Here is a 23,263-nt window from a genome sequence, read left to right on the forward strand (position 1 = left end):
CCATGCAATTCGTCTCGACCCGTGGCCAATCGCCGGCCGTCGGCCTCAGCGCGGCCATCGCCGCTGGATTGGCGCCCGATGGCGGCCTGTATGTGCCGGAGATGCTGCCGGCCGCACGTGAATTGCGCGAGGGCGCGGCGCTGGCCGATACCGCGGCCGATCTGCTGGCGCCGTTCTTTGCCGGCGATGCGCTGGAATCCGCGCTACCGTCAATCTGCCGTGAGGCCTTCGACTTCCCGGTGCCGCTGCGTCCGCTCGGCAATGGCGATCATGTGCTGGAGTTGTTCCATGGGCCGACCGCAGCGTTCAAGGACATCGGTGCGCGCTTCCTGGCTGGCACGCTGTCGCGGCTGCAGGCCGGCAAGGATCAAGACCTGACGATTGTTGTTGCCACCTCCGGCGATACCGGTGCCGCGGTGGCGGCCGCATTCCATCGCCAGCCGGGCGTGCGCGTGGTGGTGCTGTATCCGGAGGGCCGCGTGTCGCCCCGGCAGGCGCACCAGCTCGGCTGCTTCGGCGACAACATTCTGGCCTTGCGCGTGGCAGGGGCGTTCGACGACTGCCAGGCGATGGTCAAGCAGGCACTGGCCGACCGCGAACTACAGGCCCAGATGCCGCTGAGCTCGGCCAACAGCATCAGCCTGGGCCGCCTGCTGCCGCAGATGAGCTACTACGCGCACGCGGCACTGACCCATCACGCCCACACCCGTCGCCGGCTGAATCTGGTGGTGCCGACCGGCAACCTCGGCAACGCGATGGCCGCGGTGCTGGCGCGCGCGCTGGGCGTGCCGATCGGCCAGATCGCGCTGGCGACCAATGCCAACGCCGTGCTGCCGGCGTACTTCAATGGCAGCGATTACCGGCCGCAGCCAAGCGTGGCGACCGTGGCCAATGCGATGGACGTGGGCGCGCCGAGCAATTTCGAGCGGCTGCGCTGGCTGTATCACGGCGACGATGCCGAACTGCGCGCGGCGTTCCGCGCGTTCGCGGTGGATGACGTGTCCATCCGCGCCACCATTGCCGCTGCACATGCGAGCCGGGGCGAGCTGTTCTGCCCGCACACCGCGACGGCGGTGAAGGTGCTGCAGGACCTGCGCGCGCGCGGCGCCAAGGGCGACTGGGCGGTGGTGGCCACCGCGCATCCGGCAAAGTTCGAAGCGGTGGTGGAACCGTTGATCGGTGAAGCGGTGGCGGTACCGCCGGCATTGGATGCGTTGTTGCGGCGACCTGCGCACGCCGAGCCGATGGCTGCCGATTACGCGGCGTTGCGCGAGGTGTTGTTGCGTTGATCGGCGATGTCCGGGGGGGCCGGCCAGCGGCCGGCACTACCAGAAGCATGCAACGCTGGTTGGGCGCGAGCGGATGGCCGCAGCCCGGTAGTGCCGGCCGCTGGCCGGCAACCCAACCAACCGTATTGCGGTCAGATCAACCCTTCACCGGCCAGTCCGCGCAGCCCATCCTCGTCGAGGATCTCCACCACGTTCAGGTGGGGCAGGGCGATCAGGCCCTGTTGGCGCAGCTTGGTGAAGGTGCGGCTGACCGTTTCCATGGTCAGGCCCAGATGGTCGGCGATGTCGCCACGGCCCATCGGCAGCGACACGCGCAGGCCGTTGCCACCGAGGCGGGCTTCGCGCGCGGCCAGGCGCAGCAGGAAGTCGGCCAGCTTCTCGGCCGGCTGCAGGCGCGCCAGTGCCAGGGCGGCGTCCTGCGCGGCGTCCAGCTCCTGGCAGGCGCGCTGCAGCAGCTTCCGCTCCAGGTGCGGGAATCGGCTGCGCAAGGCCTTCATCTGTGGCAGGGCGACACGGCACACGCGGCTGTCGGCGATGGCCTCGATGTCGTAGCGATGGTGATCGCTGCTGCTCAGGCCCAGATAGTCGCCGGGCAACACGAAGCCGTTGATCTGGCGCCGGCCATCGGCCAGCGTGCGCACCAGGCGCAATGCGCCGCCGGTCAATGTATAGACATGCTGGCGTTCCTCGCCGGTGCGGGCCAGGGTGCTGCCCATCGACACCTGCTGGGAAACCGTCACCTGTTCCAGCGCCTGCACTTCATCGGGCGACAGCGCCGAGCACACCGCAAGGTGGCGAACCGAGCAGTGCAGGCAGTCCAGCGTGGCGCAGGACGGCGAGGCGGGGTCGTGGGTGGCGGGCGGAGCGCCGGAAGGCCGTGACATGTTGCGGGGGGGGGCGTATCGCGGGCGGGGAGGGCCTTATGATACTTCAAGCGGCCGTTCGACCTTGCCGGAGGCGGGGGCGCTAGAATGTCGCCCCCTCCCACGTCCCGTTCCAGCAGGAGTTCCGCCCGTGATCAAGCCCCGTACCCCGCCCGGCACCCTTGAACTGCTGCCGCGCGAGCAGATTGCGTTCCAGCGCATGCTGGACGTCATCCGCCGCAACTACGAGCGCTTCGGGTTCCTGCCGGTGGAGACGCCGGTGTTCGAGCTGTCCGACGTGCTGCTGACCAAGTCGGGTGGCGAGACCGAGCGCCAGGTGTATTTCGTTCAGTCCACCGGTGCGCTGGCCAACGCCGCCGAATCGGGTGATCGTTCGCTGCCGGAAATGGCGCTGCGTTTCGACCTGACCGTGCCGCTGGCCCGCTACGTGGCCGAGCACGAACACGAGCTGACCTTCCCGTTCCGCCGCTACCAGATGCAGCGCGTGTACCGTGGCGAACGTGCCCAGCGCGGTCGTTTTCGCGAGTTCTACCAGTGCGACATCGACGTGATCGGCAAGGACAGCCTGAGCGTGCGCTACGACGCCGAAGTGCTGGCGGTCATTCACGCGGTGTTCTCGGAACTGCGTATCGGCGACTTCAGCATCCAGCTGAACAACCGCAAGCTGATGCGCGGCTTCTTCGAAAGCCTGGGCGTGGCAGAGGGCGAGCGCCAGCTGGCGGTGCTGCGCGAAGTGGACAAGCTGGACAAGCGTGGTGCCGATTACGTGCGCGAAACGCTGGTGGGCGAGGGCTTCGGGATCCCGGCCGCACAGGTCGAGAAGATCCTGGCGTTCGTCGCCGTGCGTTCGCAGGGTCACGACGATGCGCTGTCGCAGCTGGCCGCACTGGAAGCGGGCGCGGCATCGTCGGAGACGCTGCGTGCCGGCGTCGCCGAACTGCGCGAGGTGCTGCAGCTGGTGCAGGCGCTGGGCGTGCCGGAAAGCGCCTATTGCCTGAATTTCTCGATTGCGCGTGGCCTGGATTACTACACCGGTACCGTGTACGAGACCACGCTGACCGACCATCCGCAGATCGGCTCGATCTGCTCGGGCGGCCGTTATGAAGACCTGGCCAGCCACTACAGCAAGTCCAAGCTGCCGGGCGTGGGCATCTCCATCGGCTTGTCGCGCCTGTTCTGGCAGCTGCGCGAGGCCGGCCTGATCGACGGCATTGAAGCCAGCAGCGTGCAGGCGCTGGTGGCGCTGATGGACGAGCAGGGGATGCCGCAGTCGCTGGACATCGCCCGCCGCCTGCGCGCCGGTGGCATCAACACCGAAGTGCAGATGGAGCCGAAGAAGATCGGCAAGCAGTTCCAGTACGCGGCAAAGGCGGGTATCCGCTTCGTGGTGCTGGCGGGTGAGGATGAGCTGGCGCGTGGCGTGGTGGCGGTGAAGGACCTGGTGCGCGAGCAGCAGTTCGAAGTCTCCCGCGACGAGCTGGCCAGCACCTTGCAGGTGGAGCTGGAGCAGTCGAAGGCGATGGCGTGATGCGCACCGCCGCGGGAGTGCCTTTCGTGCTCCTGCTGGCGGGCTGCCAGAGTGATCCGGCGCTGCATGCGGCGCGGATCGGTCCGGCACAGTACCGGTTGCAGGTCGATCGCTGCCACGTGATCGACCGCGGTCAGCTTGAGAGCGACCTGCAGGCCCTGGCCGCGCGGAAGTGCCCGGCGGGCGTGGGCGCGTTGGAGAACATCCAGTCCCTGCCGAGCCGGCAGGGCAGCCTGTTCGGCGAGTGCCTGCGGCGCGGTGCGCTGCAGGCTGAGGTGCGCTGTATGCCCTGAGCCGGGGCAGGTTATTGATCTGAACGAAAAACGCCCACCTTTCGGTGGGCGTTTTTCGTTTCCGGACGACGCGCAGTCGAGCATGACTCGACTCTGCAAAAGCCGTTCCTGATCAGTTCCCAGCGAGATCCAGCAGATCGCGGCCAACTGTCGAAGCCGGGGTGGGGCCGGTTGAGGGGGCGTGAGCCGCATGGATGCGGCGACCGAGCTTACATGGGGGAGGGCGCTTTGCTTGCGAAGCACTGCTTCGCAAGCGCCCGAACGCACGGCGGCCAGCGGCTGGGCCGGGCCCCGGAGGGGTACTTGCAGCGTCCCCCCTCAGCCGGACCACACCTCCAACGCTGGGAACCCAGGATTTGCTGTTGCTGCGGCCTCTGCGGGTGCAGGGCAGCAGCCCTGCCAGTCCCCAGATCCATGATTTGACGCACTGCGCAAGAATGCGCTAATGTACTAGCGCGCTATTACATTGATGCAAGAACTCCACCCCGTGAAAGCCCGTCCCGACATCGCCGCCAAAGACCCCCAGGCTGACCTCGACTCGCTGGCCCAGGCCTTTGCCGCCCTGCGCGAACCCGACCAGGTACTCGCCTTCCTGCGTGACCTGTGCACGCCGGCCGAGCTGGAAGCCATGGCCGACCGTTGGAAGGTGGTGCCGCTGCTGCAACAGGGTGTGCCGTATCGCGAGATCCACGAGCGCACCGGCGTCAGCGTGACCACCACCGGACGGGTGGCACGCACGCTCGAGCATGGCCATCGAGGCTATGCCGCCGCCATCGATCGCCTTGCTTCGCGCTGATCCGCGCCCCGTTCCGAACTTCGAGACCTCCCCCATGAGTGCAACCCAGGCAGCGCCGGCAAGAGACCGGCTGCGTATCGCCATCCAGAAGAGCGGTCGGCTGGCCGAGCCCGCCCGCAATCTGCTCAGCGCCTGTGGCCTGAGCTGGCGCGAAAGCCGCGACAAGCTGTTCTGCTACGGCGAATCGCTGCCGGTGGACCTGCTGCTGGTGCGCGACGACGACATTCCTGGCCTGATCGCCGATGGCGTCTGCGACCTTGGCATCGTCGGCCGCAATGAACTGGATGAGCAGGCCGCGGCACGCCGGCAGATCGGCCTGCCGGATGCGTACCAGGCGCTGCGCGGGCTGGGCTTCGGCCAGTGCCGGCTGATGCTGGCGGTGCCCGAGGAATGGCAGTGGCAGGGCCCGGCGCAGCTGGCCGGCACCCGGATTGCCACCAGCTATCCGGCCATCCTCAAGCAGTGGCTGGCCGAGCAGGGCGTGGACGCACAGGTCGTCGAGCTGTCCGGTTCGGTGGAGATCGCGCCGCGCTTGGGTACTGCCGACCTGATCTGCGACCTGGTCTCCAGCGGCGCCACGCTGCGTGCCAACCAGTTGGCCCCGGTGCACAACCTGCTAGACAGCGAGGCGGTGCTGGCTGGGGCGGTGCGGGTGCCGGATGACGCACGCGCGTCGCTGCGGGCGATGCTGCTGCGCCGTCTCGACGGCGTGGTGCAGCGCCAGGACCGCAAACTCCTGATGTTCCGCGCCAGCGAGGACCGTGTGGATGCGCTGGCACAGCTGCTGGCCGATGCCGAGCCGCTGGTACGACTGCCGGCCGATGGAGGTGCGCTGCGCCTGCAGACCATGTGCCCGGGCCCGTTGAGCTGGCAGCGCATGGAAGAACTGGAGCGCGCTGGCGCGCAGGGCCTGATGGTGTTGAGCGTGGAGCGGTCGCTGGCATGAACCGTCTGATCTGGTCGCAACTTGATGAGGCCGCGCGCAGCGCGGCATTGACCCGCCCGGTGCAGACTGTGGCGCAACAGACCCGCGACGCGGTGGCGGCGCTGATCGCGCAGGTGCGCGCACAGGGGGACGAGGCGCTGCGTGCGATTACTGCACGTTTCGATGGTGTCGAGCTATCGTCCTTTGAGGTGAGCGAAGCCGAGTTCGCGGCCGCCGATGCGGCGGTGCCGGCCGAACTGCGCCAAGCGATGGTGGAAGCTGCCGAGCGCATTACGCGCTTCCACGAGGCTGGCATGGGCAAGGGCTACGCAGTGGAAACTGCGCCGGGCGTCGTCTGCGAGCGCATGCTGCGGCCGATTGGCCGGGTCGGCCTGTATGTGCCGGCGGGCAGCGCGCCGCTGCCCTCCACGGCGCTGATGCTGGGTGTGCCGGCGCAGCTGGCCGGCTGCCCGCAGGTCGTGCTGTGCACGCCGCCTCGCGCCGATGGCAGCGCCGATCCGGCAGTGCTGGTAGCGGCGCGCCTGACCAGCGTGCAGCGCGTTTTCAAGCTGGGTGGCGCGCAGGCGATCGCGGCGATGGCCTATGGCACCGCCACCATTCCGGCCTGCGACAAGCTGTTCGGGCCCGGCAACAGCTTCGTCACCGAAGCCAAGCAGCAGGTCGCGCAGGACGGCGCCGCCGCCATCGACATGCCGGCCGGTCCGTCGGAAGTACTGGTGATTGCCGATGCCGGGGCGAACCCGGCGTTCGTCGCAGCCGATCTTCTGTCGCAGGCCGAGCACGGCCCGGATTCGCAGGTGCTGCTGTTGACCGACGATGGTGCGATGCTGGCGGCGGTCGAGGCCGAAGTGGAGCGACAGGTGGCCTTGCTGCCGCGCCAGCAGATCGCACGCCAGGCGCTGTCGGCCTCGCGCCTGATCCAGGTCGATTCGCTGGACGAAGCCTTCGCGATCAGCAACCGCTATGCGCCCGAGCACCTGATCCTGGCCCTGCGCGACCCGCGCACGTGGCTGGGCCAGGTACAGGCGGCCGGCTCGGTGTTCCTGGGGGATTACACCCCCGAAGCACTGGGCGACTACTGCAGCGGCACCAATCACGTGCTGCCTACCGCCGGTGCCGCGCGTGCCTACAGTGGCGTCAGCGTTGCCAGCTTCCAGAACCTGATCAGCGTGCAGAGCGCCAGCGCCGCCGGCTTGGCCGCGATCGGCGGCTGCGCCCGCATCATCGCCAGTGCCGAGGGCCTCGACGCGCACGAACGTGCGGTTGCCCTGCGCATGGAGGCCACCGCATGAGCGCCGCCATTGATGACGTGCTGGCACTCGTGCGCCCGGATCTGCAGGCCTTTGCCGGCTACAGTTCGGCGCGCAGTGCAGCGGTGCAGGGCGAGATCTGGTTGAACGCCAACGAGTCGGCCTGGGCCAATCCGGCCGATGCCACCGGCAGCAGCCGTCGCTATCCCGAACCGCAGCCGCTGGCGCTGCGCGAAGGCCTGGCCGCACTGTATGGCGTGCAGCCGCAGCAGCTGCTGGTCGGGCGCGGCAGTGACGAGGCGATCGATCTGCTGGTGCGCGCGCTGTGCGTGCCCGGCCGTGATGGCGTGCTGGTCACGCCGCCGGTGTTCGGCATGTACGCCGTCTGTGCACGGCTGCAGGGCGCCCCGCTGATCGAAGTACCGCTGGTGGACGGCGAAGACGGCCTGCGTGCCGATCTGGATGCAGTCATCGAGGCCGCCACTGCGCGCAATGCCAAGCTGGTGTTCCTGTGCGCACCGTCGAACCCGGCCGGCAGCGATATCGGTCTGGACGAGGTCGAGCGCGTGGCCACGGCGTTGCGCGGGCAGGCGCTGGTGGTGGTGGACGAGGCCTATGTCGAATACGCGCAGCGTCCGTCGGCGACCACGCTGCTGGCCGCGCACGCCAACCTCGCGGTACTTCGCACGTTGTCGAAGGCGCACGCGCTGGCCGCCGCCCGCATTGGAACCCTCATCGCCGCCCCGGAACTGATTGCGGTGCTGCGTCGCTGCCAGGCGCCGTACCCAGTGCCGACCCCATGCGCGGAACTGGCCGTGCAGGCACTGCAGCCGGCCGCGCTGTCGCGGACCACCGAGCGGGTGGCCACGGTCATCGCCGAGCGCGAACGCCTGTTGGCGGCGCTGCCTGGCTTGCCCGGTGTGCGCCACGTGTACCGCTCGGCCGGCAACTACCTGCTGGTGCGCTTGGTCGACGCACAGTCCGCATTCGACGCGCTGCTGGCCGCCGGGGTGGTGGTGCGCGACCAGCGCGCCGCGCCGCAGCTGGGCGATGCGCTGCGCATCAGCATCGGCAGCCCCCAAGAAAACGACCGCGTGCTCGCGGTCCTGTCGGCACGGAGGGCCGCCGCATGACCCCGATCCTGTTCATCGACCGCGATGGCACGCTCATCGAGGAGCCGGCCGACTTCCAGATCGACGCCTACGAAAAGCTGCGCTTCGTGCCGCAGGTGATCCCGGCGCTGCTCAAGCTGCGCGACGCCGGCTACCAGTTCGTGATCGTCAGCAACCAGGACGGCCTCGGCAGCGACGGCTATCCACGCGCCAGCTTCGATGGCCCCAACGACCTGATGCTGCAGATCTTCGAGAGCCAGGGCATCACCTTCCGTGACGTGCTGATCGACTGCAGCTGGCCGCAGGACAACGCGCCGACGCGCAAGCCGGGTATTGGCCTGATGACCGCCTACCTGCAGGACCGCAGCATCGACTGGGCACGTTCGGGCATGGTGGGGGACCGCATCACTGACCTGCAGTTCGCCGACAACCTCAACATCCGCGGCTTCCAGCTGCGCACCGAGCAGTTTGGTGGCGAGTGGGACTGGCCGGGCATCGCCCACGCATTGGCCGACGCGCCACGCACCGCAGTGGTCCAGCGCAACACGAAAGAAACGAAGATCCGCGTAGAACTGGACCTCGATCGTGCGGGTGATGCGCGCATCTCCACCGGGCTGCCGTTCTTCGACCACATGCTGGAACAGATCGGCAAGCATGGCGGCTTCGCCTTGGACATCCGGGCTGAGGGCGACCTGCATATCGACGAGCACCACACCATCGAGGACACCGGGCTGGCCCTGGGCCAGGCCCTGCGCGAAGCGCTGGGTGACAAGCGTGGAATCGGCCGCTATGGCTTCACCCTGCCGATGGACGAGACCCTGGCCAGCGCCGCGCTGGATTTCAGCGGCCGGCCGTATTTCGTCTTCGAAGGCGAATTCAAGCGCGAACGCGTAGGCGACATGCCGACCGAGCTGGTGCCGCACTTCTTCCGCTCGCTGTGCGACGCCAGCGGGTTGAACCTCAACCTGCAGGTACGCGGTGATAACGACCACCACAAGGTGGAGGCCTGCTTCAAGGCCCTGGCACGCGCCCTGCGGCCGGCGTTGGCCCGGCAGGGCACGGCGTTGCCGACGACCAAGGGGGCGCTGTGAGTGACGTTGCGCTGATCGACGCGGGCGGTGCCAATCTTGGTTCGGTGCGCTATGCGCTTGAACGCCTCGGCGCCAGCGTTCGGCTGGTGCGCGATGCCGATGGGCTGGTTGGCGCGCAGCGGGTGATCCTGCCCGGCGTCGGCGCGGCGGGTCCCGGCATGCAGCGCCTGCACGCGCAGGGCCTGGTGGAGCCGCTGCAGCGGCTGGAAGTGCCGCTGATGGGTATCTGCCTCGGCATGCAGCTGCTGTTCGAACGGTCCGAGGAAGCGGGCGTGGAGACACTGGGGCTGATTCCCGGCGTGGTGCGCAAGCTGGTGCCGGCCTGCGGCATCCGCGTGCCGCACATGGGCTGGAACCGCCTGTTGCCGCTGCGCGAATCGCTGCTGCTGCGCGGCGTACCGGAGCGCGCCAGCGCCTACTTCGTGCACAGCTATGCGGCGCCGCTCAATACCCACACCGTCGCTGCCTGCGATCACGGCGGCCTGTTCACTGCCGTAGTGGAGCAGGGGCGTTACTACGGCGCACAGTTCCACCCCGAGCGCTCCGGCGAGACCGGCTCGCTGATGCTTCGCAATTTCCTCGAGGGCACCGCTGCATGAGTTTCATCGTCTACCCCGCGCTGGATATCCGCGATGGCCGCGTGGTGCGGCTGCGCCAGGGCGACTACGCGCAGGAAACCTCGTATGGCGACGACCCCCTGCCGCGCGCGCAGGTCTTTGCTGCGCAGGGCGCGCGGTGGATGCACCTGGTGGACCTGGATGCCGCACGTGCCGGCGGCTACACGCTGGCGCCGCTGTTGGCATCCATTCGTGCACAGACCCCGTTGCAGGTGCAGACCGGCGGTGGCGTGCGCGGCCGCGACGACGTGGCGCGCATCCTCGATGCCGGCGCCGGCCGCGTGGTGGTCGGTTCGCTGGCAGTACGCCGCCCCGACGAAGTGGTCGGCTGGCTGGAGGAGTTCGGCGCCGAGCGCATCACCATCGCGCTGGATGCCCGCCAGGATGCGCAGGGCCAATGGCAGCTGCCGGTGCACGGCTGGACCGAGAACGCTGGAGTGACCCTGGACGAGCTGGCCCAGCGCTACGCGCGCGCCGGCATGCGCCACCTGCTGTGCACCGACATTGCCCGTGACGGCATGCTGTCCGGGCCCAACATCAGCCTCTACCAGCACCTGTCGGCGCTGCTGCCGGGCGTGGCGGTGCAGGCGTCCGGCGGCGTCCGTAACGTGGCCGACATCGCAGAGGCGCGCGCGGCCGGGTGCGGTGGCGCGATCCTCGGCAAGGCGTTGCTGGAGCAGCGCATGGACCTGGTGGAGGCGCTGGCATGCTGAGCCGTCGCATCATTCCCTGCCTGGACGTGCGCGATGGCCGCGTTGTCAAGGGCGTGCGCTTCCGCGACCACGTCGACATGGGCGATATCGCTGAACTTGCGCAGCGCTACCGTGACCAGGGCGCTGACGAGCTGGTGTTCTATGACATCGGCGCCAGCCCCGAGGCGCGTTCGGTGGATGTGGCATGGATCGAACGCATCGCCCGCCTGATCGATATCCCGTTCTGCGTGGCCGGTGGCATCGACAGCGTCGAGACCGCGCGCCGCGTGCTGTTCGCCGGCGCCGACAAGGTCTCGATAAACTCGCCCGCACTGGGTCGCCCCCAGCTGATTACCGAACTGGCCGATGAATTCGGCGTGCAGTGCGTGGTGGTAGGCGTCGATTCGGTACGCGAGGCCGATGGGCAATGGCGGGTCCGCCGTTTCAGCGGCGATCCGGGCAAGACCCAGGCGGTGCCGTTGCGCACCCTTGACTGGATTGTCGAGGCGCAGCGCCGTGGCGCCGGTGAGATCGTGCTGAACTGCATGGACAGCGACGGCGTGCGCCGTGGCTACGATGTGGCGCAGCTGCAGCAGGCACGAGCGCTGTGCCAGGTGCCGCTGATTGCCTCCGGTGGTGCCGGTGCGATGGAGCACTTCGCTGCGGCCTTCGACCAGGCCGATGTGGATGGCGCGCTGGCCGCCAGCGTGTTCCACAGCGGCGCCATCGCCATTCCGGAATTGAAGCGCTACCTGCGCGAGCAGCAGATCGAGGTGCGGGATGTCTATTGAAGTGAAGCCGTCCGTGGACGCACTGCAGGCGCTGGACTGGGGCAAGGGCGAAGGTCTCCTGCCGGCGGTGGTGCAGGATGCCGATACCCTGCAGGTGCTGATGCTGGGCTATGTCAGCGCCGAGTCGCTGGCGGCGACGCTGGCGATCGGCCACATGACCTTTTTCAGCCGCAGCAAGCAGCGGCTGTGGACCAAGGGCGAGCAGTCCGGCAATGTGCTGGCGGTGCAGTCGATCAGCGTGGACTGCGATGCCGATACGCTGCTGGTGATGGCGCGCCCGGCCGGGCCGACCTGTCACACCGGGGCCGAGAGCTGTTTCGATGGTGCGCCGAAGGATTTTCTCGGCGGGCTGAACCAGCTGGTGGCGATGCGCGAGGCACAGCGCCCATCGGGCAGCTACACCACCTCGTTGTTCGAAGGCGGCATCCGCCGCATCGCGCAGAAGGTGGGCGAGGAAGGCGTGGAAACCGCGTTGGCGGCAGTGGCGCAGGACGATGAAGCGCTGCTGGGCGAGGCGTCTGACCTGCTGTACCACCTGCTGGTGTTGCTGCGCGCGCGCGGGCTGTCGCTGGAGGATGCGCGGGCGGTGCTGGAAAAGCGCCATCGTTGAGGAAGGCATGCGGACCAACAGTCCGCACCTGCCTTTGCAATGCAGCCGAGCATGGCTCGGCCCTACAATAGGGAGTCTTCATCTCTCCCGGACCGTTCCATGAAACTGCCTGCCGCCTGGCTGTGTTGCCTGTTGCTGACCTCGCCGGCCTGGGCCGCCGATACCGTGGTCAGCGGCAAGGTCTATCTGGAGCGCGATGGCAAGCCGGGCCGCGGCGCCACTGATCCGGGCCTGGCCGGGGTGCAGGTCTCCAACGGCGAGAGCATCGTCAAGACCGCTGCCGATGGCAGTTACAGCCTGCCGGTGCGCGACGGCCAGACCGTGTTCGTGATCAAGCCGGATGCCTATGCCTTCCTCAAGGCGGCCGATGGCCTGCCGTCGTTCTGGCGACACTATCGCCCGAACGGCTCGCCGGCGCTGAAGTACGGTGGCATCGCCGCCACCGGTGATGTCACCCGCAACTGGGATTTCGCCCTGCAGCCGGACCGCCATGACAGCCGCCGCGGCTTCCAGATGCTGGTGTTCACCGATTCGCAGACCGCCAGCCTGAAGGACATCGGCTACTACCAGCAGTCGATCGTGGCGCCGCTGGTCGGCCAGACCAGGGCGCGCCTGGGCACCACGCTGGGCGACATCGTCAACGACGACCTGACCCTGTACCCGGCGATCAACAAGGTCACCACGTCGCTGGGCGTGCCGTGGTTCCATGTGCCAGGCAACCACGACCTCGATTTCGATGCGGCCAGCGACGTTCATTCGCTGGACAGCTGGCGCAACGTCTATGGCCCGGACACCTACGCGGTGGAAGAGGGCGGCGCCAGCTTCGTATTCCTAGACGACGTGGTGTACGACCCCAAGGCCAGGCCGAAGTATGTCGGCGGCCTGCGCGAAGACCAGTTCGCCTTCCTCGCCAGCTACCTGAAGGGCCTGCACAAGGACCGCCTGCTGGTGCTCGGCATGCACATCCCGCTGTTCGATGCGGCACCGGGGCGCGAGACCTTCCGTCATGCCGACCGCCAGCGCCTGTTCGACCTGCTCAAGGACTTCCGCAACGTGCTGGTGCTCAGCGGCCACAGCCACACCCAGCAGCACGTCTACCACGGGAAGGCCGACGGCTGGAACGGTGACAAGCCGCTGCACGAGTACAACGTCGGTGCCAACTGCGGTGCATTCTGGTCCGGGGTGAAGGATGCCGCCGGCGTGCCGGACAGCACCATGAGCGATGGCACGCCAAAGGGCTATGCGCTGCTGGATGTCGCCGGCAATGGCAGCTACAAACTGCAGTACCGCGTGGCCGGTAGGCCAGCCAGCGAACAGATCGGCCTGCATGCACCGAAGGTGCTCCGCCAGGGGGCATACCCGGCATGGGGCATCTATGCCAACGTCTACATGGGCGAGGATGCCAGCGTGGTCGAGTACCGTGTCGACGGCGGCGCCTGGCAGCCGATGAAGCAGGTCAGCCAGCCGGACCCGCGCCTGATGGTGGAGAACGTGACCGACGATATGGCAAACAGCCTGCGTGGCTACGATCGTTCGCCGGAGGCCACCGCATCGCCTCACCTGTGGCGTGGCGCGCTGCCGACCGATCTGGCGGTGGGCAGCCACAAGGTTGAAGTACGCTCCACCCAGCCCGATGGCGCAGTGTTCACTGCCACCACCAGCTACAGCCTGCAGACTGCCCAGCCCTGACACGCCGCAAGGCCTCTCCAGCGAAAGGACCCCGCATGGATATCCGCTTCATGGCCGGCACTACGCCGGTGACCCTCAGCCGCCACTGGTTCACCGGCGCGATGCTGCTGCAGAGCGCCACCGAGAAGGTCTGGGTGCAGCACCCGCTGCATCCGGGCACCCACTTCTCGTTCTCGCTGGTACAGTCGTGGCTGCGCCATATCGCCGGCCACGACGTGCTGGTCGAGCGCACCCGGCCGCTGCTGTTCGCCGGCTTCCGCCCGCAGCGCCTGCGCGTGCTGGTGGACGGCGTGCAGGTGGCCGAACAGGAAGGCATGTAGGCCAACCTGAACCACCGGCGTGCTAGGCAAAGCCGCCCCGATGCCTGAGAATCGGGGCGATTCAATCGATCCAAGCAGGCCAGCGTGACCATCGCAGCAGCGTCCCCGGTTTCCTCCGACTCCGCCCGCGGCGGTCTTCCGCGCCATCTGGTCGTCGCCGATGTCGGCGGCACCTTCGCCCGTTTGGCGTTGGCTGAAACGCAACCCGGCCAGGCGCCGCTGCTGGGCAGCCATCGCACCTACGCCTGTGCCGAGCATCCCAGCCTGGCGGCGATCCTTGCTGATTTCACCGCTGGCCTCAGCCAGCCGGTGCAGACCGCCGTGGTGGCCATCGCCGGCCTGCTCGATGGCGATGTGCTGATCAACTCCAACCTGCCGTGGACCGTATCGCTGTCGGCCACCCGCGCGCAGTCCGGGCTGCGCGAGCTGCAGCTGATCAATGATTTCGAGGCGGTGGCACTGGCCATCCCGTACCTGCAGCGCGAGACGCTGGTGCCACTGAACGGCGACGCCGATCCGGCACAGGCGTTCCCGGCGCTGGTGCTGGGCGCGGGCACCGGACTGGGCGCCGCGCTGCGTTTCGCCGATGGCGAGCGCCCGGTGCTGGCCAGCGAGATCGGCCATGCCGCGCTTGGCGCCGGCAACGCGCTGGAACTGCAGGTGCTGGGCAAGCTGCTGCAGCGCTGGGCGCACGTGGACAACGAACGGGTGCTGTCAGGCAGTGGCTTGATGAACCTGTACCCGTGCCTGTGCGAACTGCGCGGCGTGCTGCCGGTGTGGACCACGACCGAGGCGCTGATCGGCGCCGCGCGCAGTGGCGAGGATGCGCTGGCGGTGGAGACGCTGCAGGTGTTCTGCGCCTGGTTGGGCAGCCTGGCCGGCGACGCGGCGATCGCCGTCGGTGCGCGTTCGGTGTACCTGGCCGGTGGTATTTCCGCGCATGTACAGGATTTCCTGGCCGATGGCCGCTTCCGTGAGCGCTTCCTCAACAAGGGCGTGCTGACCGAGGTGCTGCGCCAGGTGCCGGTGTGGCGGGTGGAGCATGGGCAGCTGGGCGTGCTCGGCGCGGCGGTCTGGCACGCTGCACGACAGCCTGCCCGCGACTGATCGGCATGGCCGGCATCGGGCCGGCCGTGCATTGCAGACTGGGAGGGGAAGATGGTGGATCGCAGGCAGTTCCTGCAGGCCGGTGCACTGGCCGCAGGCATGGCGGCTTTGCCGGGCGTGCAGGCACGCACGCAGGGTGGGGCCAAGGTGGTTTCAACCTGGGATTTCGGCGTGCCGGCCAACCAGGCCGCATGGAAAGTGCTGGCGCAGGGGGGCAGCGCGCTGGACGCGGTCGAGGCCGGCGCACGCTGGGCCGAGAGCGACCTGTGCAACCCCACCGTCGGCCATTGCGGCAACCCGGATCGCGACGGCGTGCTGAGCCTGGACGCCAGCATCATGGATGGCGATGGCCGCTGTGGCGCGGTGGCCGCACTGGTCGACATCCTGCATCCGGTGTCGGTGGCCCGCAAAGTGATGGAGGACAGCCCGCATGTGCTGCTGGTGGGTGAGGGCGCGCAGCAGTTCGCGGTGCAGCAGGGCTTCGAACGCCAGCACCTGCTCACGCCGCAGGCGGAAGCGGCATGGCGCGAGTGGCTGAAGACCGAGAAGTACCAGCCGCAGATCAATGCCGAGCGCCGTGGTATTCCCGGCAACAGCGACAACCACGACACCATCGGCATGCTGGCACTGGATGCCAAGGGCCATCTGGCCGGTGCCTGCACCACCAGTGGCATGGCGTGGAAACTGCACGGCCGCGTTGGCGACAGTCCGATCATCGGTGCCGGCCTCTACGTCGACAACGAGGTGGGCGCGGCCACTGCCTCGGGGGTGGGCGAGGAGATGATCCGCAACGCCGCCTCGTTCCTGGTGGTCGAGCTGATGCGCCAGGGGCGCTCGCCGGCGCAGGCCTGCCGCGAGGCGATCGACCGCGTGGTGCGCAAGCGCCCCGAAGCAAGCAGGACGCTGCAGGTGTGCTTCCTGGCCATGAACAAGCAGGGCGAGGTGGGCGCGTACGCGCTGCATCGCGGCTTCGTCTACGCCGTCTGCGATGCGCAGCGCCAGGATGACCTGCGCGATTCGCCGTCGATCTACACGGGCACGCAGGCGTGAGCACGCGGCTCACGCTGGAGATCGCCAGCAACTCCCTGGCCTCGGCGTTGGCCGCGCAGGCCGGTGGTGCCGACCGCATCGAGCTGTTCGACAACCTGGCCGAGGGCGGCACCACGCCGTCGTTCGCCAGCATCGCGATTGCCCGCGAACGTCTGTCGATTCCTTTGTTTGTTCTGATACGGCCACGCCCGGGCGATTTCCACTACGACGCGCTGGAAACCGAACTGATGCTGCGTGACATCGTGCAGTGCCGCGCGTTGGGTTGCGATGGCGTGGTGATCGGCGCGCTGGATGTCCAGGGCGGCGTTGACGTGGCGCTGTGCCGTGAACTGGTGCAGGCCGCCGGGCCGTTGCAGGTGACCTTCCATCGTGCGTTCGACGCGGCTCGCGATCTGTCGGCGGCGCTGGAGCAGGTGATCGGGCTCGGCTGCCAGCGTGTGCTGACGTCCGGCGGCCAGGTCAGCGCCGAAGCCGGCGCCGATGTCCTGGCGGGGCTGGTTACCCAGGCGGCGGGGCGTATCACGGTGATGGCCGGCGCGGGGCTGGGCCCGGCCAATATCACCGCCGTCGCGCGACGGAGCGGTTGCACCGAACTGCATGCCTCGGCCAAGGGACTGCGGCGCTCGGCCATGCAGTTCCACAACCCGGCCCTGCGCGGGCTGGACCCGGACTGGAGCCAGACCGCTACCGCCACCGTGGCCGCGCTGCGGCAGGCGCTGGACGGCTGAGAGCGGCCCGGGGTCGGGGCCTTCTGCGAAGCGGTCCGACCCCTGCAGCACGCTTTCCGCGGACAAAACCGTTCAGCGCATGATTGTCGCGATCGTGTCATTGACGTGTGCGGCGTTCTCTCAGCGATGATCCGCAACCCTTTGATTGCTCAGGATACTGGCAGCCAATAGCGGCATGTCGCGGCATGTTGCTGCGTCGCCGCATGCCGGGGGTGATTCAGCTGTGCTTTAGTTTGGATCGATCCACAGGGGAGGGTGCTGCGACGGTCTTCAACCGATCCAGGCGCCCGGATCACCGGTAGTGCCGCACCACCACCCGTCCATGCGTCCACACTTTCGAAGAGCAACCACCCATGGCTCAGATCGTCCGCAAGCGCCGTCACCTGCTGTCCCAGGCCCTGGTCCTGGCCCTGCTTCCCTTGGCTGCCAGTGCGCAGGAGGCGGCCAGTTCGTCCACCAAGGATCTCGACGCAGTCACGGTCACCGGCTCGCGCATCAAGCGCGCCAGCGTCGAGGGCCCGGCGCCGGTCAACGTAATCACCGCCGCGCAGATCCAGAAGGAAGGCTTCGTCAGCGTGTACGACGCGCTGAAGACCCTCACCGAGGCCACCGGCACCGTCGAGGCGGCCTCGCAGTGGGGCTCGCACACGCCCAACGCCAGTGGCCTGAACCTGCGCGGCATGGGCCCGAACCGCTCGCTGCTGCTGGTCAATGGTCGTCGCGTGGCTGACTACCCGCTGCCTTACGGCGGCGAAACCAACTTTTCCAACTACGGCAACATTCCGGCCGCGGCGGTGGAGCGCATCGAAGTACTGACCGGTGGTGCCTCAGCCATCTACGGTTCCGATGCGATCGCCGGTGTGGTCAACGTCATCCTGAAAACGAACTACGACGGTGATGAAGTACGCGTACGCGGCGGCACCTCCACCGAAGGCGGCCGTGATACCTGGGACCTCTCTTGGGCCGGTGGCAAGACCGGTGACAACTGGAGCGTGACCTACGCGCTGCAGTACACCAAGCGCGATCCATTGTTCGGTCGCGACCGCCCGCAGATGGACGACGCCGATGATGCACCGTATACGTCCTGGAACATGGAACAACGCAAAGTGGGCTTTCGACCCACCGCCGGCCTGGCGCTGATCGATCCGACCACGGGCCAGCGTCTGGCACCGCCCACCGGCACCTGCGAGAAGTTCGATGGCGAGTACTACACCGCCGATCGATTGGTCTACAACTACGCCGCCAACACCATCACCAACACCGGCCGGCTGTGCGGCATGAGCGCCGACTACGCCAACTGGCTGCTCACCGGCGGCGCCGAGAACGTGTCCGGCAACCTGTATGCCACCTTTGATTTCAGCAACGACCTGCAGGCCTGGACCAACCTGGCGGTATACCGCTCGGAGGCCATCTGGGGCACCAACCCGCCCGGCGTGTCGCTGGTCGATGATGACAACGGCTACTACTGGGATGCCAACCGCAACCGCCCGATCCTGGGCGTGCGCCAGTTCACCCCGAACGAGGTGGGCGGACTGGATACGCTGCGCAACACCAATCGCGAACTGTCCTGGGACTGGAGCGCCGGCCTGCGCGGCCGACTCGCTGACCGCTTCGACTGGAGCGCCACGGTGGGGCGGTCGTATTACCGCGTGGAAGAGCGGCAGAACGTGGTGGACAAGCAGAAGTCGTACGACTACTTCCTCGGCCCGCGCCTCGGCACCACTGCCGATGGCGAAGCGATCTACGCGTTGAACGAATCACGCTGGTGGAATCCGCTGACGCCGGACCAGTACTGGCAGATGGGCACGGTGGCGAAGAACCGTGCGGCGTCGTGGGTCAACCAGGCCTCGGCGGACATCACCGGCGAGCTGTTCCAGGGCTGGGCCGGCCCGATCTCGTTCGCCGCCGTGGCCGAAGTCGCGCAGCAGGGCTACCACCTCCGTCCGGACCCGCGCGCCGGCATCGACTTCGACCTGCAGAACGTCGATCGCGGCGGCGGCGAGCGCACCCGCTATTCGGCCGGCGTCGAGTTCAAGATCCCGCTGCTGGAGAGCGTGACTGCCACCGCGGCCGCGCGCTATGACCGCTATGGCAACTACAAGGCCGACGACAGCAGCGAAGCGCTGGACATCGGCAGCCAGAAGGAAACCACCTGGAACGTCGGCCTGGAATGGCGCCCCGTGGAATCGCTGCTGGTGCGTGGCTCTTACGCCACCAGTTTCCATGCGCCGGACATGCACTACCTGCTGGGCCAGCCGAGCAGCTCGGAAGTACAGACCTATGACCGCCTGCGCTGCATCCAGAGTGGTGCCTACCTGGTCAACAACTGCGGCGTGGGCAACACCGATGTCTGGTACACGTTCGATGTGAACCGCCGTGGCACGCCGCTGCTGCGCTCGGAAACCGGTGATTCGTGGACCGTCGGCTTCGTCTGGGACGTGCTGCCGAACGTGTCGGTCAGCGCGGACTACTGGGCGATCAAAGTGGAAGACATGATCGTCGACGTTGGCGCCGACGAGGTGCTGGCCAGCGAAGCGGGCTGCCTGACCGGCAAGAACATGGACGGTACACCGTGGGCCAATCCGGCCGGTGGCGAGTACTGTGCCGGCATCCTGGCCCGCGTGAACCGCGACAGCAACGGGCGCCTGGTATCGATCGAGCGCGGCCCGTTCAACCTGGCCAGCCGCGAGGTGCGTGGCATCGACCTGACCGCACGCTATCGCCTGGACACTGCGCAGTGGGGCAGCTTCCAGCTGGGCCTGAACTACACCAACCAGATCTCCACCAAGGAACAGCGCTACGCCAACGACCCGAATCCGGAGCGCCGTGACCGCGACCTGCGCAGCAAGCTGCGCGCGAGCCTGGCCTGGCAGCGCGGCAACTGGAACGCCAATGTCTACGCTGACCGCATCGGTTCGGTGCCGGGCGTGCGCTACCACTGGGGCACCGACCGCCTGGACAACCCCGGCGGCTGCCTGCCGTTCGCCGATGGCTACGTGCCCAGTGACAGCCCGTCGCTGAACTGCCTGGAGCCGGCGACGCGTCCGGATGGCTCGCCCAACCCGAACCCGAATGCAGGCCAGCAGACCGCCCGCTATTTCGGCAGGGTCGGGCCGTTCATCACCTGGAACTTCAACGTGGGCTATCAGGTGACCGAACACGCGAAGGTCAACGTCTACGTCAACAACGCGTTCAACTCGGCCAGCTGGAACCACAAGGATCCGTACAAGCTGGACTACGACTTCGCCCCGACCCGCCTGCTGGGTGCGGTGGGCCGCGAGTTCGCGCTGGAGTACGTGTTCACCTTCTGAGGCGGGTTGCAGGCGGTACGCCGGGCATGGCCCGGCGCTACCGGTCGATCCCGGGGCGGCTGGATTTGACCTTCCCACGATGGCAAGGTTTAGCCTGTCCGCATCCAGAAGGAAATCCGGGAATCCGATCATGAGCACGCCCCGAGCCATTGCGGCCCCCGCAAGCTCCGCCACCATCAGCCTGCCCATCGAGGGCATGACCTGCGCCAGCTGTGTGCGCCGGGTCGAGGCAGCACTGTCCAAGGTCGAGGGCGTCGGCAGCGTCTCTGTGAACCTCGCCACCGAGCGCGCGGATATCCGCGCTTCCGGTCCGGTTGATCGCGCCGCGCTGATCCAGGCGGTGGAGCGGGTGGGCTATGACGTGCCGGCCGGCACCACCGAGTTGTCGGTAGAGGGCATGACCTGCGCGTCCTGCGTGGGCCGCGTGGAGCGCGCGCTGTTGGCGGTGCCGGGGGTCAGCCAGGCCAGCGTCAACCTAGCCACCGAGCGTGCCACGGTGCGTGGCGTGGCCGATGCGGCTGCCCTGGTCGCCGCCATCGACAAGGCCGGCTATGACGCACGCGTGATCGAGGCGGGTCTGCAGTCCGATGACGAGGCTACGGAAAAGAAGGATGCCGAGCGCGCTGAACTGAAGCGTGACCTGATCGTGGCGACCGCGCTGGCGCTGCCGGTGTTCGTGCTGGAGATGGGGTCGCATCTGATTCCCGGCATGCACGATTGGGTGATGTCGACGATCGGCATGCAGGCCAGCTGGTACCTGCAGTTCGTGCTGACCGCGCTGGTGCTGGCCATTCCGGGCCGCCGCTTCTACCAGAAGGGGTTCCTGGCGCTGCTGCGACTTGCGCCGGACATGAACTCGCTGGTGGCGGTAGGCACCGCCGCGGCGTTCGGCTATTCGGTGGTGGCAACCTTTGCACCACGGTTGTTGCCGCCGGGCACGGTCAACGTCTACTACGAAGCAGCGGCGGTGATCGTCGCGCTGATCCTGCTGGGCCGCTTCCTTGAAGCGCGTGCCAAGGGCCGCACCTCCGAGGCGATCAAGCGCCTGGTCAACCTGCAGGCCAAGGTCGCGCATGTGATCCGTGACGGTCGCGCGGTCGATATCCCGGTCGATGAAGTGCTGAGCGGCGACGTGGTGGAAGTGCGCCCCGGCGAGCGCGTGCCGGTGGATGGCGAGGTGATCGAAGGCCGCAGCTACATCGACGAGTCGATGATCAGCGGCGAGCCGGTTCCGGTCGAGAAGCAGCCGGGCAGCAGCGTTGTCGGTGGCACGGTCAACCAGAAGGGCGCACTGACGGTACGTGCGACCGCAGTGGGTGCGCAGACCATGCTGGCGCAGATCATCCGCATGGTCGAACAGGCGCAGGGCTCGAAGCTGCCGATCCAGGCCGTGGTCGACAAGGTCACGTTGTGGTTCGTGCCGGCGGTAATGCTGGCGGCGCTGGCGACGTTCGCAGTCTGGTTGATCTTCGGCCCGTCGCCGGCGCTGAGCTTCGCACTGGTCAATGCGGTGGCGGTGCTGATCATTGCCTGCCCGTGTGCGATGGGGCTGGCTACGCCGACCTCGATCATGGTCGGCACCGGTCGTGGCGCCGAACTGGGCGTGCTGTTCCGCAAGGGCGAGGCGCTGCAGCTGCTGAAGGACGCGCAGGTGGTGGCGGTGGACAAGACCGGTACGCTGACCGAGGGCCGCCCGCGCCTGACCGACTTCGAGATCACCGGCGGTTTCGATCGCAGCACGGTGCTGGCGGCGGTGGCGGCGGTGGAATCGCGCTCGGAGCATCCGATTGCCCGCGCCATCGTTGACGCGGCCACCGAGCAGGGCATCGCGTTGCCGGCGATGGCCGATTTCGAATCGGTCACCGGCATGGGCGTACGTGCCAGCGTGGATGGCGCGCGGGTAGCGGTGGGTGCCGATCGCTTCATGCGCGACCTCGGCGTGGACATCACTGTGTTTGCGACGCTGGCGGCGGCGCTGGGCAGCCAGGGCAAGTCGCCGCTGTATGCCGCCATCGACGGCCGCCTGGCCGCGATCATCGCGGTGTCCGATCCGATCAAGCCGAGTACGCCGGCCGCGATCGCGGCACTGCATCAGCTCGGCCTGAAGGTGGCGATGATCACCGGTGACAACGCCGGTACCGCGCAGGCGATCGCGCGCCAGCTCGACATCGACGAGGTCGTGGCCGAGGTGCTGCCGGAAGGCAAGGTCGAGGCGGTGCGCCGCTTGAAGGCCACCTACGGTCATGTGGCGTTTGTTGGCGACGGCATCAATGATGCACCCGCACTGGCCGAGGCTGATGTTGGCCTTGCTATCGGCACCGGCACCGATATCGCGGTGGAATCGGCCGACGTGGTGCTGATGTCGGGCAACCTGCAGGGCGTGCCGAACGCGATCGCACTGTCCAAGGCGACACTGGGCAACATCCGGCAGAACCTGTTCTGGGCGTTCGCCTACAACACTGCGTTGATTCCGGTGGCGGCCGGTGTGCTGTACCCGATCTGGGGCGTGCTGCTGTCGCCGGTGTTCGCCGCCGGTGCGATGGCGTTGTCCAGTGTATTCGTGCTCGGCAACGCGCTGCGTCTGCGCCGTTTCCAGCCACCGATGGCGGATGTTCCCGCCGCGAGCCGTTGAAGGAGATCCGCATGAACATCGGTGAAGCCGCCAAGGCGTCGAATGTTTCGGCGAAGATGATCCGCTACTACGAACAGATCGGCCTGATTCCTGCGGCCGATCGCACCGAGTCGGGCTACCGCGCTTACTCGCAGGCGGACATCCACCGCCTGCGCTTCATCCGCCGTGCACGTGATCTCGGCTTCCAGGTGGCCGAAATCACCGACCTGCTGGGCCTGTGGAATGACACCTCGCGGCACAGCGCCGACGTGAAGCGCCTGGCCGAGCAGCACATTGCCGACCTGGAGCAGCGCATCGAGAGCATGCGGCAGATGGCCGATACGCTGAAGTCGCTGATCAGCTGTTGTGCCGGCGACGAACGCCCGGACTGCCCGATCCTGGAGCGGCTGGGTGAGGATGAGGACATGCAGCTGCCGGTTGACGCACCCAAGACCGGCGCGGTGCGACGGCGTGCGCGCAAGCACTGAGACGTTGTCGCGTACCTGAAAAAGCCCGCCGGGTGTGATTTCACCGGGCGGGCTTCGTCG

At 67.8% G+C, this 23,263-nt stretch carries 21 protein-coding genes; 20 read left to right on the forward strand and 1 reads right to left on the reverse strand.

The features are described 5' to 3' along the window. Positions 1 to 2 precede the first annotated feature (2 nt). Positions 3 to 1,289: a threonine synthase gene (gene thrC, locus QZ853_RS13230; protein WP_295573972.1), complete on the forward strand. Its 1,287-nt coding sequence runs from the start codon at positions 3 to 5 to the stop codon at positions 1,287 to 1,289. 131 nt (positions 1,290 to 1,420) lie between these two features. On the opposite strand, the gene QZ853_RS13235 is transcribed toward thrC, so the two are convergent. Beyond that, a complete protein-coding gene (locus QZ853_RS13235; RefSeq protein ID WP_295573975.1) occupies positions 1,421 to 2,173 on the reverse strand; it encodes a helix-turn-helix domain-containing protein in 753 nt (250 codons plus the stop codon). Between the two features lie 130 nt (positions 2,174 to 2,303). Between QZ853_RS13235 and hisS the strand changes: the two genes are divergently transcribed. The 19 genes from hisS (at position 2,304) to cueR (ending at position 23,203) form a co-directional block, all read left to right on the forward strand. Beyond that, on the forward strand, positions 2,304 to 3,701 hold the full coding sequence (gene hisS / locus QZ853_RS13240) for a histidine--tRNA ligase (protein ID WP_295573978.1): 1,398 nt from the start codon (positions 2,304 to 2,306) through the stop codon (positions 3,699 to 3,701). Continuing rightward, positions 3,701 to 3,994, forward strand: a complete 294-nt coding sequence (locus QZ853_RS13245) for a hypothetical protein (protein ID WP_295573981.1) — start codon at positions 3,701 to 3,703, stop codon at positions 3,992 to 3,994. The genes hisS and QZ853_RS13245 overlap by 1 nt, the downstream gene beginning before the upstream one ends. Positions 3,995 to 4,481: 487 nt before the next feature. Further along, entirely contained in the window at positions 4,482 to 4,790 is a 309-nt protein-coding gene (locus QZ853_RS13250) for a YerC/YecD family TrpR-related protein (protein WP_108749458.1), read from the forward strand. A gap of 34 nt (positions 4,791 to 4,824) precedes the next feature. Then, positions 4,825 to 5,736 (forward strand): ATP phosphoribosyltransferase, encoded by a 912-nt coding sequence (hisG, locus tag QZ853_RS13255; RefSeq protein ID WP_295573985.1) that lies wholly within the window; start codon positions 4,825 to 4,827, stop codon positions 5,734 to 5,736. Continuing rightward, complete coding sequence (gene hisD, locus QZ853_RS13260; RefSeq protein ID WP_295573987.1) at positions 5,733 to 7,028, forward strand: histidinol dehydrogenase; 1,296 nt, start codon at positions 5,733 to 5,735, stop codon at positions 7,026 to 7,028. Before hisG ends, hisD begins: the two co-directional genes overlap by 4 nt. Further along, positions 7,025 to 8,119, forward strand: a complete 1,095-nt coding sequence (hisC, locus tag QZ853_RS13265) for a histidinol-phosphate transaminase (protein WP_295573989.1) — start codon at positions 7,025 to 7,027, stop codon at positions 8,117 to 8,119. The genes hisD and hisC overlap by 4 nt, the downstream gene beginning before the upstream one ends. Continuing rightward, positions 8,116 to 9,189: a bifunctional histidinol-phosphatase/imidazoleglycerol-phosphate dehydratase HisB gene (gene hisB / locus QZ853_RS13270; RefSeq protein WP_295573990.1), complete on the forward strand. Its 1,074-nt coding sequence runs from the start codon at positions 8,116 to 8,118 to the stop codon at positions 9,187 to 9,189. Before hisC ends, hisB begins: the two co-directional genes overlap by 4 nt. After that, a complete protein-coding gene (gene hisH / locus QZ853_RS13275; RefSeq protein ID WP_295573992.1) occupies positions 9,186 to 9,788 on the forward strand; it encodes an imidazole glycerol phosphate synthase subunit HisH in 603 nt (200 codons plus the stop codon). Before hisB ends, hisH begins: the two co-directional genes overlap by 4 nt. After that, positions 9,785 to 10,519, forward strand: coding sequence for a 1-(5-phosphoribosyl)-5-[(5-phosphoribosylamino)methylideneamino]imidazole-4-carboxamide isomerase (gene hisA, locus QZ853_RS13280; protein ID WP_295573994.1), 735 nt, complete (start codon positions 9,785 to 9,787; stop codon positions 10,517 to 10,519). The genes hisH and hisA overlap by 4 nt, the downstream gene beginning before the upstream one ends. After that, the gene (gene hisF, locus QZ853_RS13285; RefSeq protein WP_295573996.1) at positions 10,513 to 11,289 is read left to right on the forward strand and encodes an imidazole glycerol phosphate synthase subunit HisF; all 777 of its coding nucleotides are present in this window, start codon (positions 10,513 to 10,515) and stop codon (positions 11,287 to 11,289) included. Before hisA ends, hisF begins: the two co-directional genes overlap by 7 nt. Beyond that, positions 11,279 to 11,899: a bifunctional phosphoribosyl-AMP cyclohydrolase/phosphoribosyl-ATP diphosphatase HisIE gene (gene hisIE, locus QZ853_RS13290; protein WP_295573999.1), complete on the forward strand. Its 621-nt coding sequence runs from the start codon at positions 11,279 to 11,281 to the stop codon at positions 11,897 to 11,899. Before hisF ends, hisIE begins: the two co-directional genes overlap by 11 nt. Positions 11,900 to 11,998: 99 nt before the next feature. Continuing rightward, a complete protein-coding gene (locus QZ853_RS13295; protein WP_295574001.1) occupies positions 11,999 to 13,588 on the forward strand; it encodes a calcineurin-like phosphoesterase family protein in 1,590 nt (529 codons plus the stop codon). Positions 13,589 to 13,623: 35 nt separating this feature from the next. Beyond that, entirely contained in the window at positions 13,624 to 13,908 is a 285-nt protein-coding gene (locus tag QZ853_RS13300) for a hypothetical protein (protein ID WP_295574004.1), read from the forward strand. An 84-nt stretch (positions 13,909 to 13,992) separates the two neighbouring features. Beyond that, positions 13,993 to 15,015 (forward strand): glucokinase, encoded by a 1,023-nt coding sequence (locus QZ853_RS13305; RefSeq protein WP_295574006.1) that lies wholly within the window; start codon positions 13,993 to 13,995, stop codon positions 15,013 to 15,015. Positions 15,016 to 15,066: 51 nt separating this feature from the next. Next, positions 15,067 to 16,065: a N(4)-(beta-N-acetylglucosaminyl)-L-asparaginase gene (locus QZ853_RS13310; protein WP_295574009.1), complete on the forward strand. Its 999-nt coding sequence runs from the start codon at positions 15,067 to 15,069 to the stop codon at positions 16,063 to 16,065. Next, entirely contained in the window at positions 16,062 to 16,793 is a 732-nt protein-coding gene (locus tag QZ853_RS13315) for a copper homeostasis protein CutC (RefSeq protein WP_295574012.1), read from the forward strand. The genes QZ853_RS13310 and QZ853_RS13315 overlap by 4 nt, the downstream gene beginning before the upstream one ends. 353 nt (positions 16,794 to 17,146) lie before the next feature. After that, complete coding sequence (locus QZ853_RS13320; RefSeq protein WP_295574015.1) at positions 17,147 to 20,104, forward strand: TonB-dependent receptor; 2,958 nt, start codon at positions 17,147 to 17,149, stop codon at positions 20,102 to 20,104. 130 nt (positions 20,105 to 20,234) lie between these two features. After that, a complete protein-coding gene (locus QZ853_RS13325) occupies positions 20,235 to 22,736 on the forward strand; it encodes a heavy metal translocating P-type ATPase (RefSeq protein ID WP_295574018.1) in 2,502 nt (833 codons plus the stop codon). An 11-nt stretch (positions 22,737 to 22,747) separates the two neighbouring features. Then, positions 22,748 to 23,203: a Cu(I)-responsive transcriptional regulator gene (cueR, locus tag QZ853_RS13330; RefSeq protein ID WP_295574020.1), complete on the forward strand. Its 456-nt coding sequence runs from the start codon at positions 22,748 to 22,750 to the stop codon at positions 23,201 to 23,203. The last annotated feature ends 60 nt before the right edge of the window (positions 23,204 to 23,263 follow it).

The sequence above is a fragment of the uncultured Stenotrophomonas sp. genome (assembly GCF_913778665.1).
Classification (GTDB): Bacteria; Pseudomonadota; Gammaproteobacteria; order Xanthomonadales; family Xanthomonadaceae; genus Stenotrophomonas.

Bases quoted from the DNA above. Each gene is read 5' to 3' on its own strand.
- hisF (WP_295573996.1), top strand. From the start codon at position 10,513: ATGCTGAGCCGTCGCATCATTCCCTGCCTGGACGTGCGCGATGGCCGC.
- QZ853_RS13300 (WP_295574004.1), top strand. From the start codon at position 13,624: ATGGATATCCGCTTCATGGCCGGCACTACGCCGGTGACCCTCAGCCGC.
- hisC (WP_295573989.1), top strand. From the start codon at position 7,025: ATGAGCGCCGCCATTGATGACGTGCTGGCACTCGTGCGCCCGGATCTG.
- hisA (WP_295573994.1), top strand. From the start codon at position 9,785: ATGAGTTTCATCGTCTACCCCGCGCTGGATATCCGCGATGGCCGCGTG.
- cueR (WP_295574020.1), top strand. From the start codon at position 22,748: ATGAACATCGGTGAAGCCGCCAAGGCGTCGAATGTTTCGGCGAAGATG.
- thrC (WP_295573972.1), top strand. From the start codon at position 3: ATGCAATTCGTCTCGACCCGTGGCCAATCGCCGGCCGTCGGCCTCAGC.
- QZ853_RS13295 (WP_295574001.1), top strand. From the start codon at position 11,999: ATGAAACTGCCTGCCGCCTGGCTGTGTTGCCTGTTGCTGACCTCGCCG.
- hisB (WP_295573990.1), top strand. From the start codon at position 8,116: ATGACCCCGATCCTGTTCATCGACCGCGATGGCACGCTCATCGAGGAG.
- QZ853_RS13325 (WP_295574018.1), top strand. From the start codon at position 20,235: ATGAGCACGCCCCGAGCCATTGCGGCCCCCGCAAGCTCCGCCACCATC.
- QZ853_RS13310 (WP_295574009.1), top strand. From the start codon at position 15,067: ATGGTGGATCGCAGGCAGTTCCTGCAGGCCGGTGCACTGGCCGCAGGC.
- hisD (WP_295573987.1), top strand. From the start codon at position 5,733: ATGAACCGTCTGATCTGGTCGCAACTTGATGAGGCCGCGCGCAGCGCG.
- QZ853_RS13235 (WP_295573975.1), bottom strand. From the start codon at position 2,173: ATGTCACGGCCTTCCGGCGCTCCGCCCGCCACCCACGACCCCGCCTCG.
- hisIE (WP_295573999.1), top strand. From the start codon at position 11,279: ATGTCTATTGAAGTGAAGCCGTCCGTGGACGCACTGCAGGCGCTGGAC.
- QZ853_RS13245 (WP_295573981.1), top strand. From the start codon at position 3,701: ATGCGCACCGCCGCGGGAGTGCCTTTCGTGCTCCTGCTGGCGGGCTGC.
- QZ853_RS13320 (WP_295574015.1), top strand. From the start codon at position 17,147: ATGGCTCAGATCGTCCGCAAGCGCCGTCACCTGCTGTCCCAGGCCCTG.
- hisG (WP_295573985.1), top strand. From the start codon at position 4,825: ATGAGTGCAACCCAGGCAGCGCCGGCAAGAGACCGGCTGCGTATCGCC.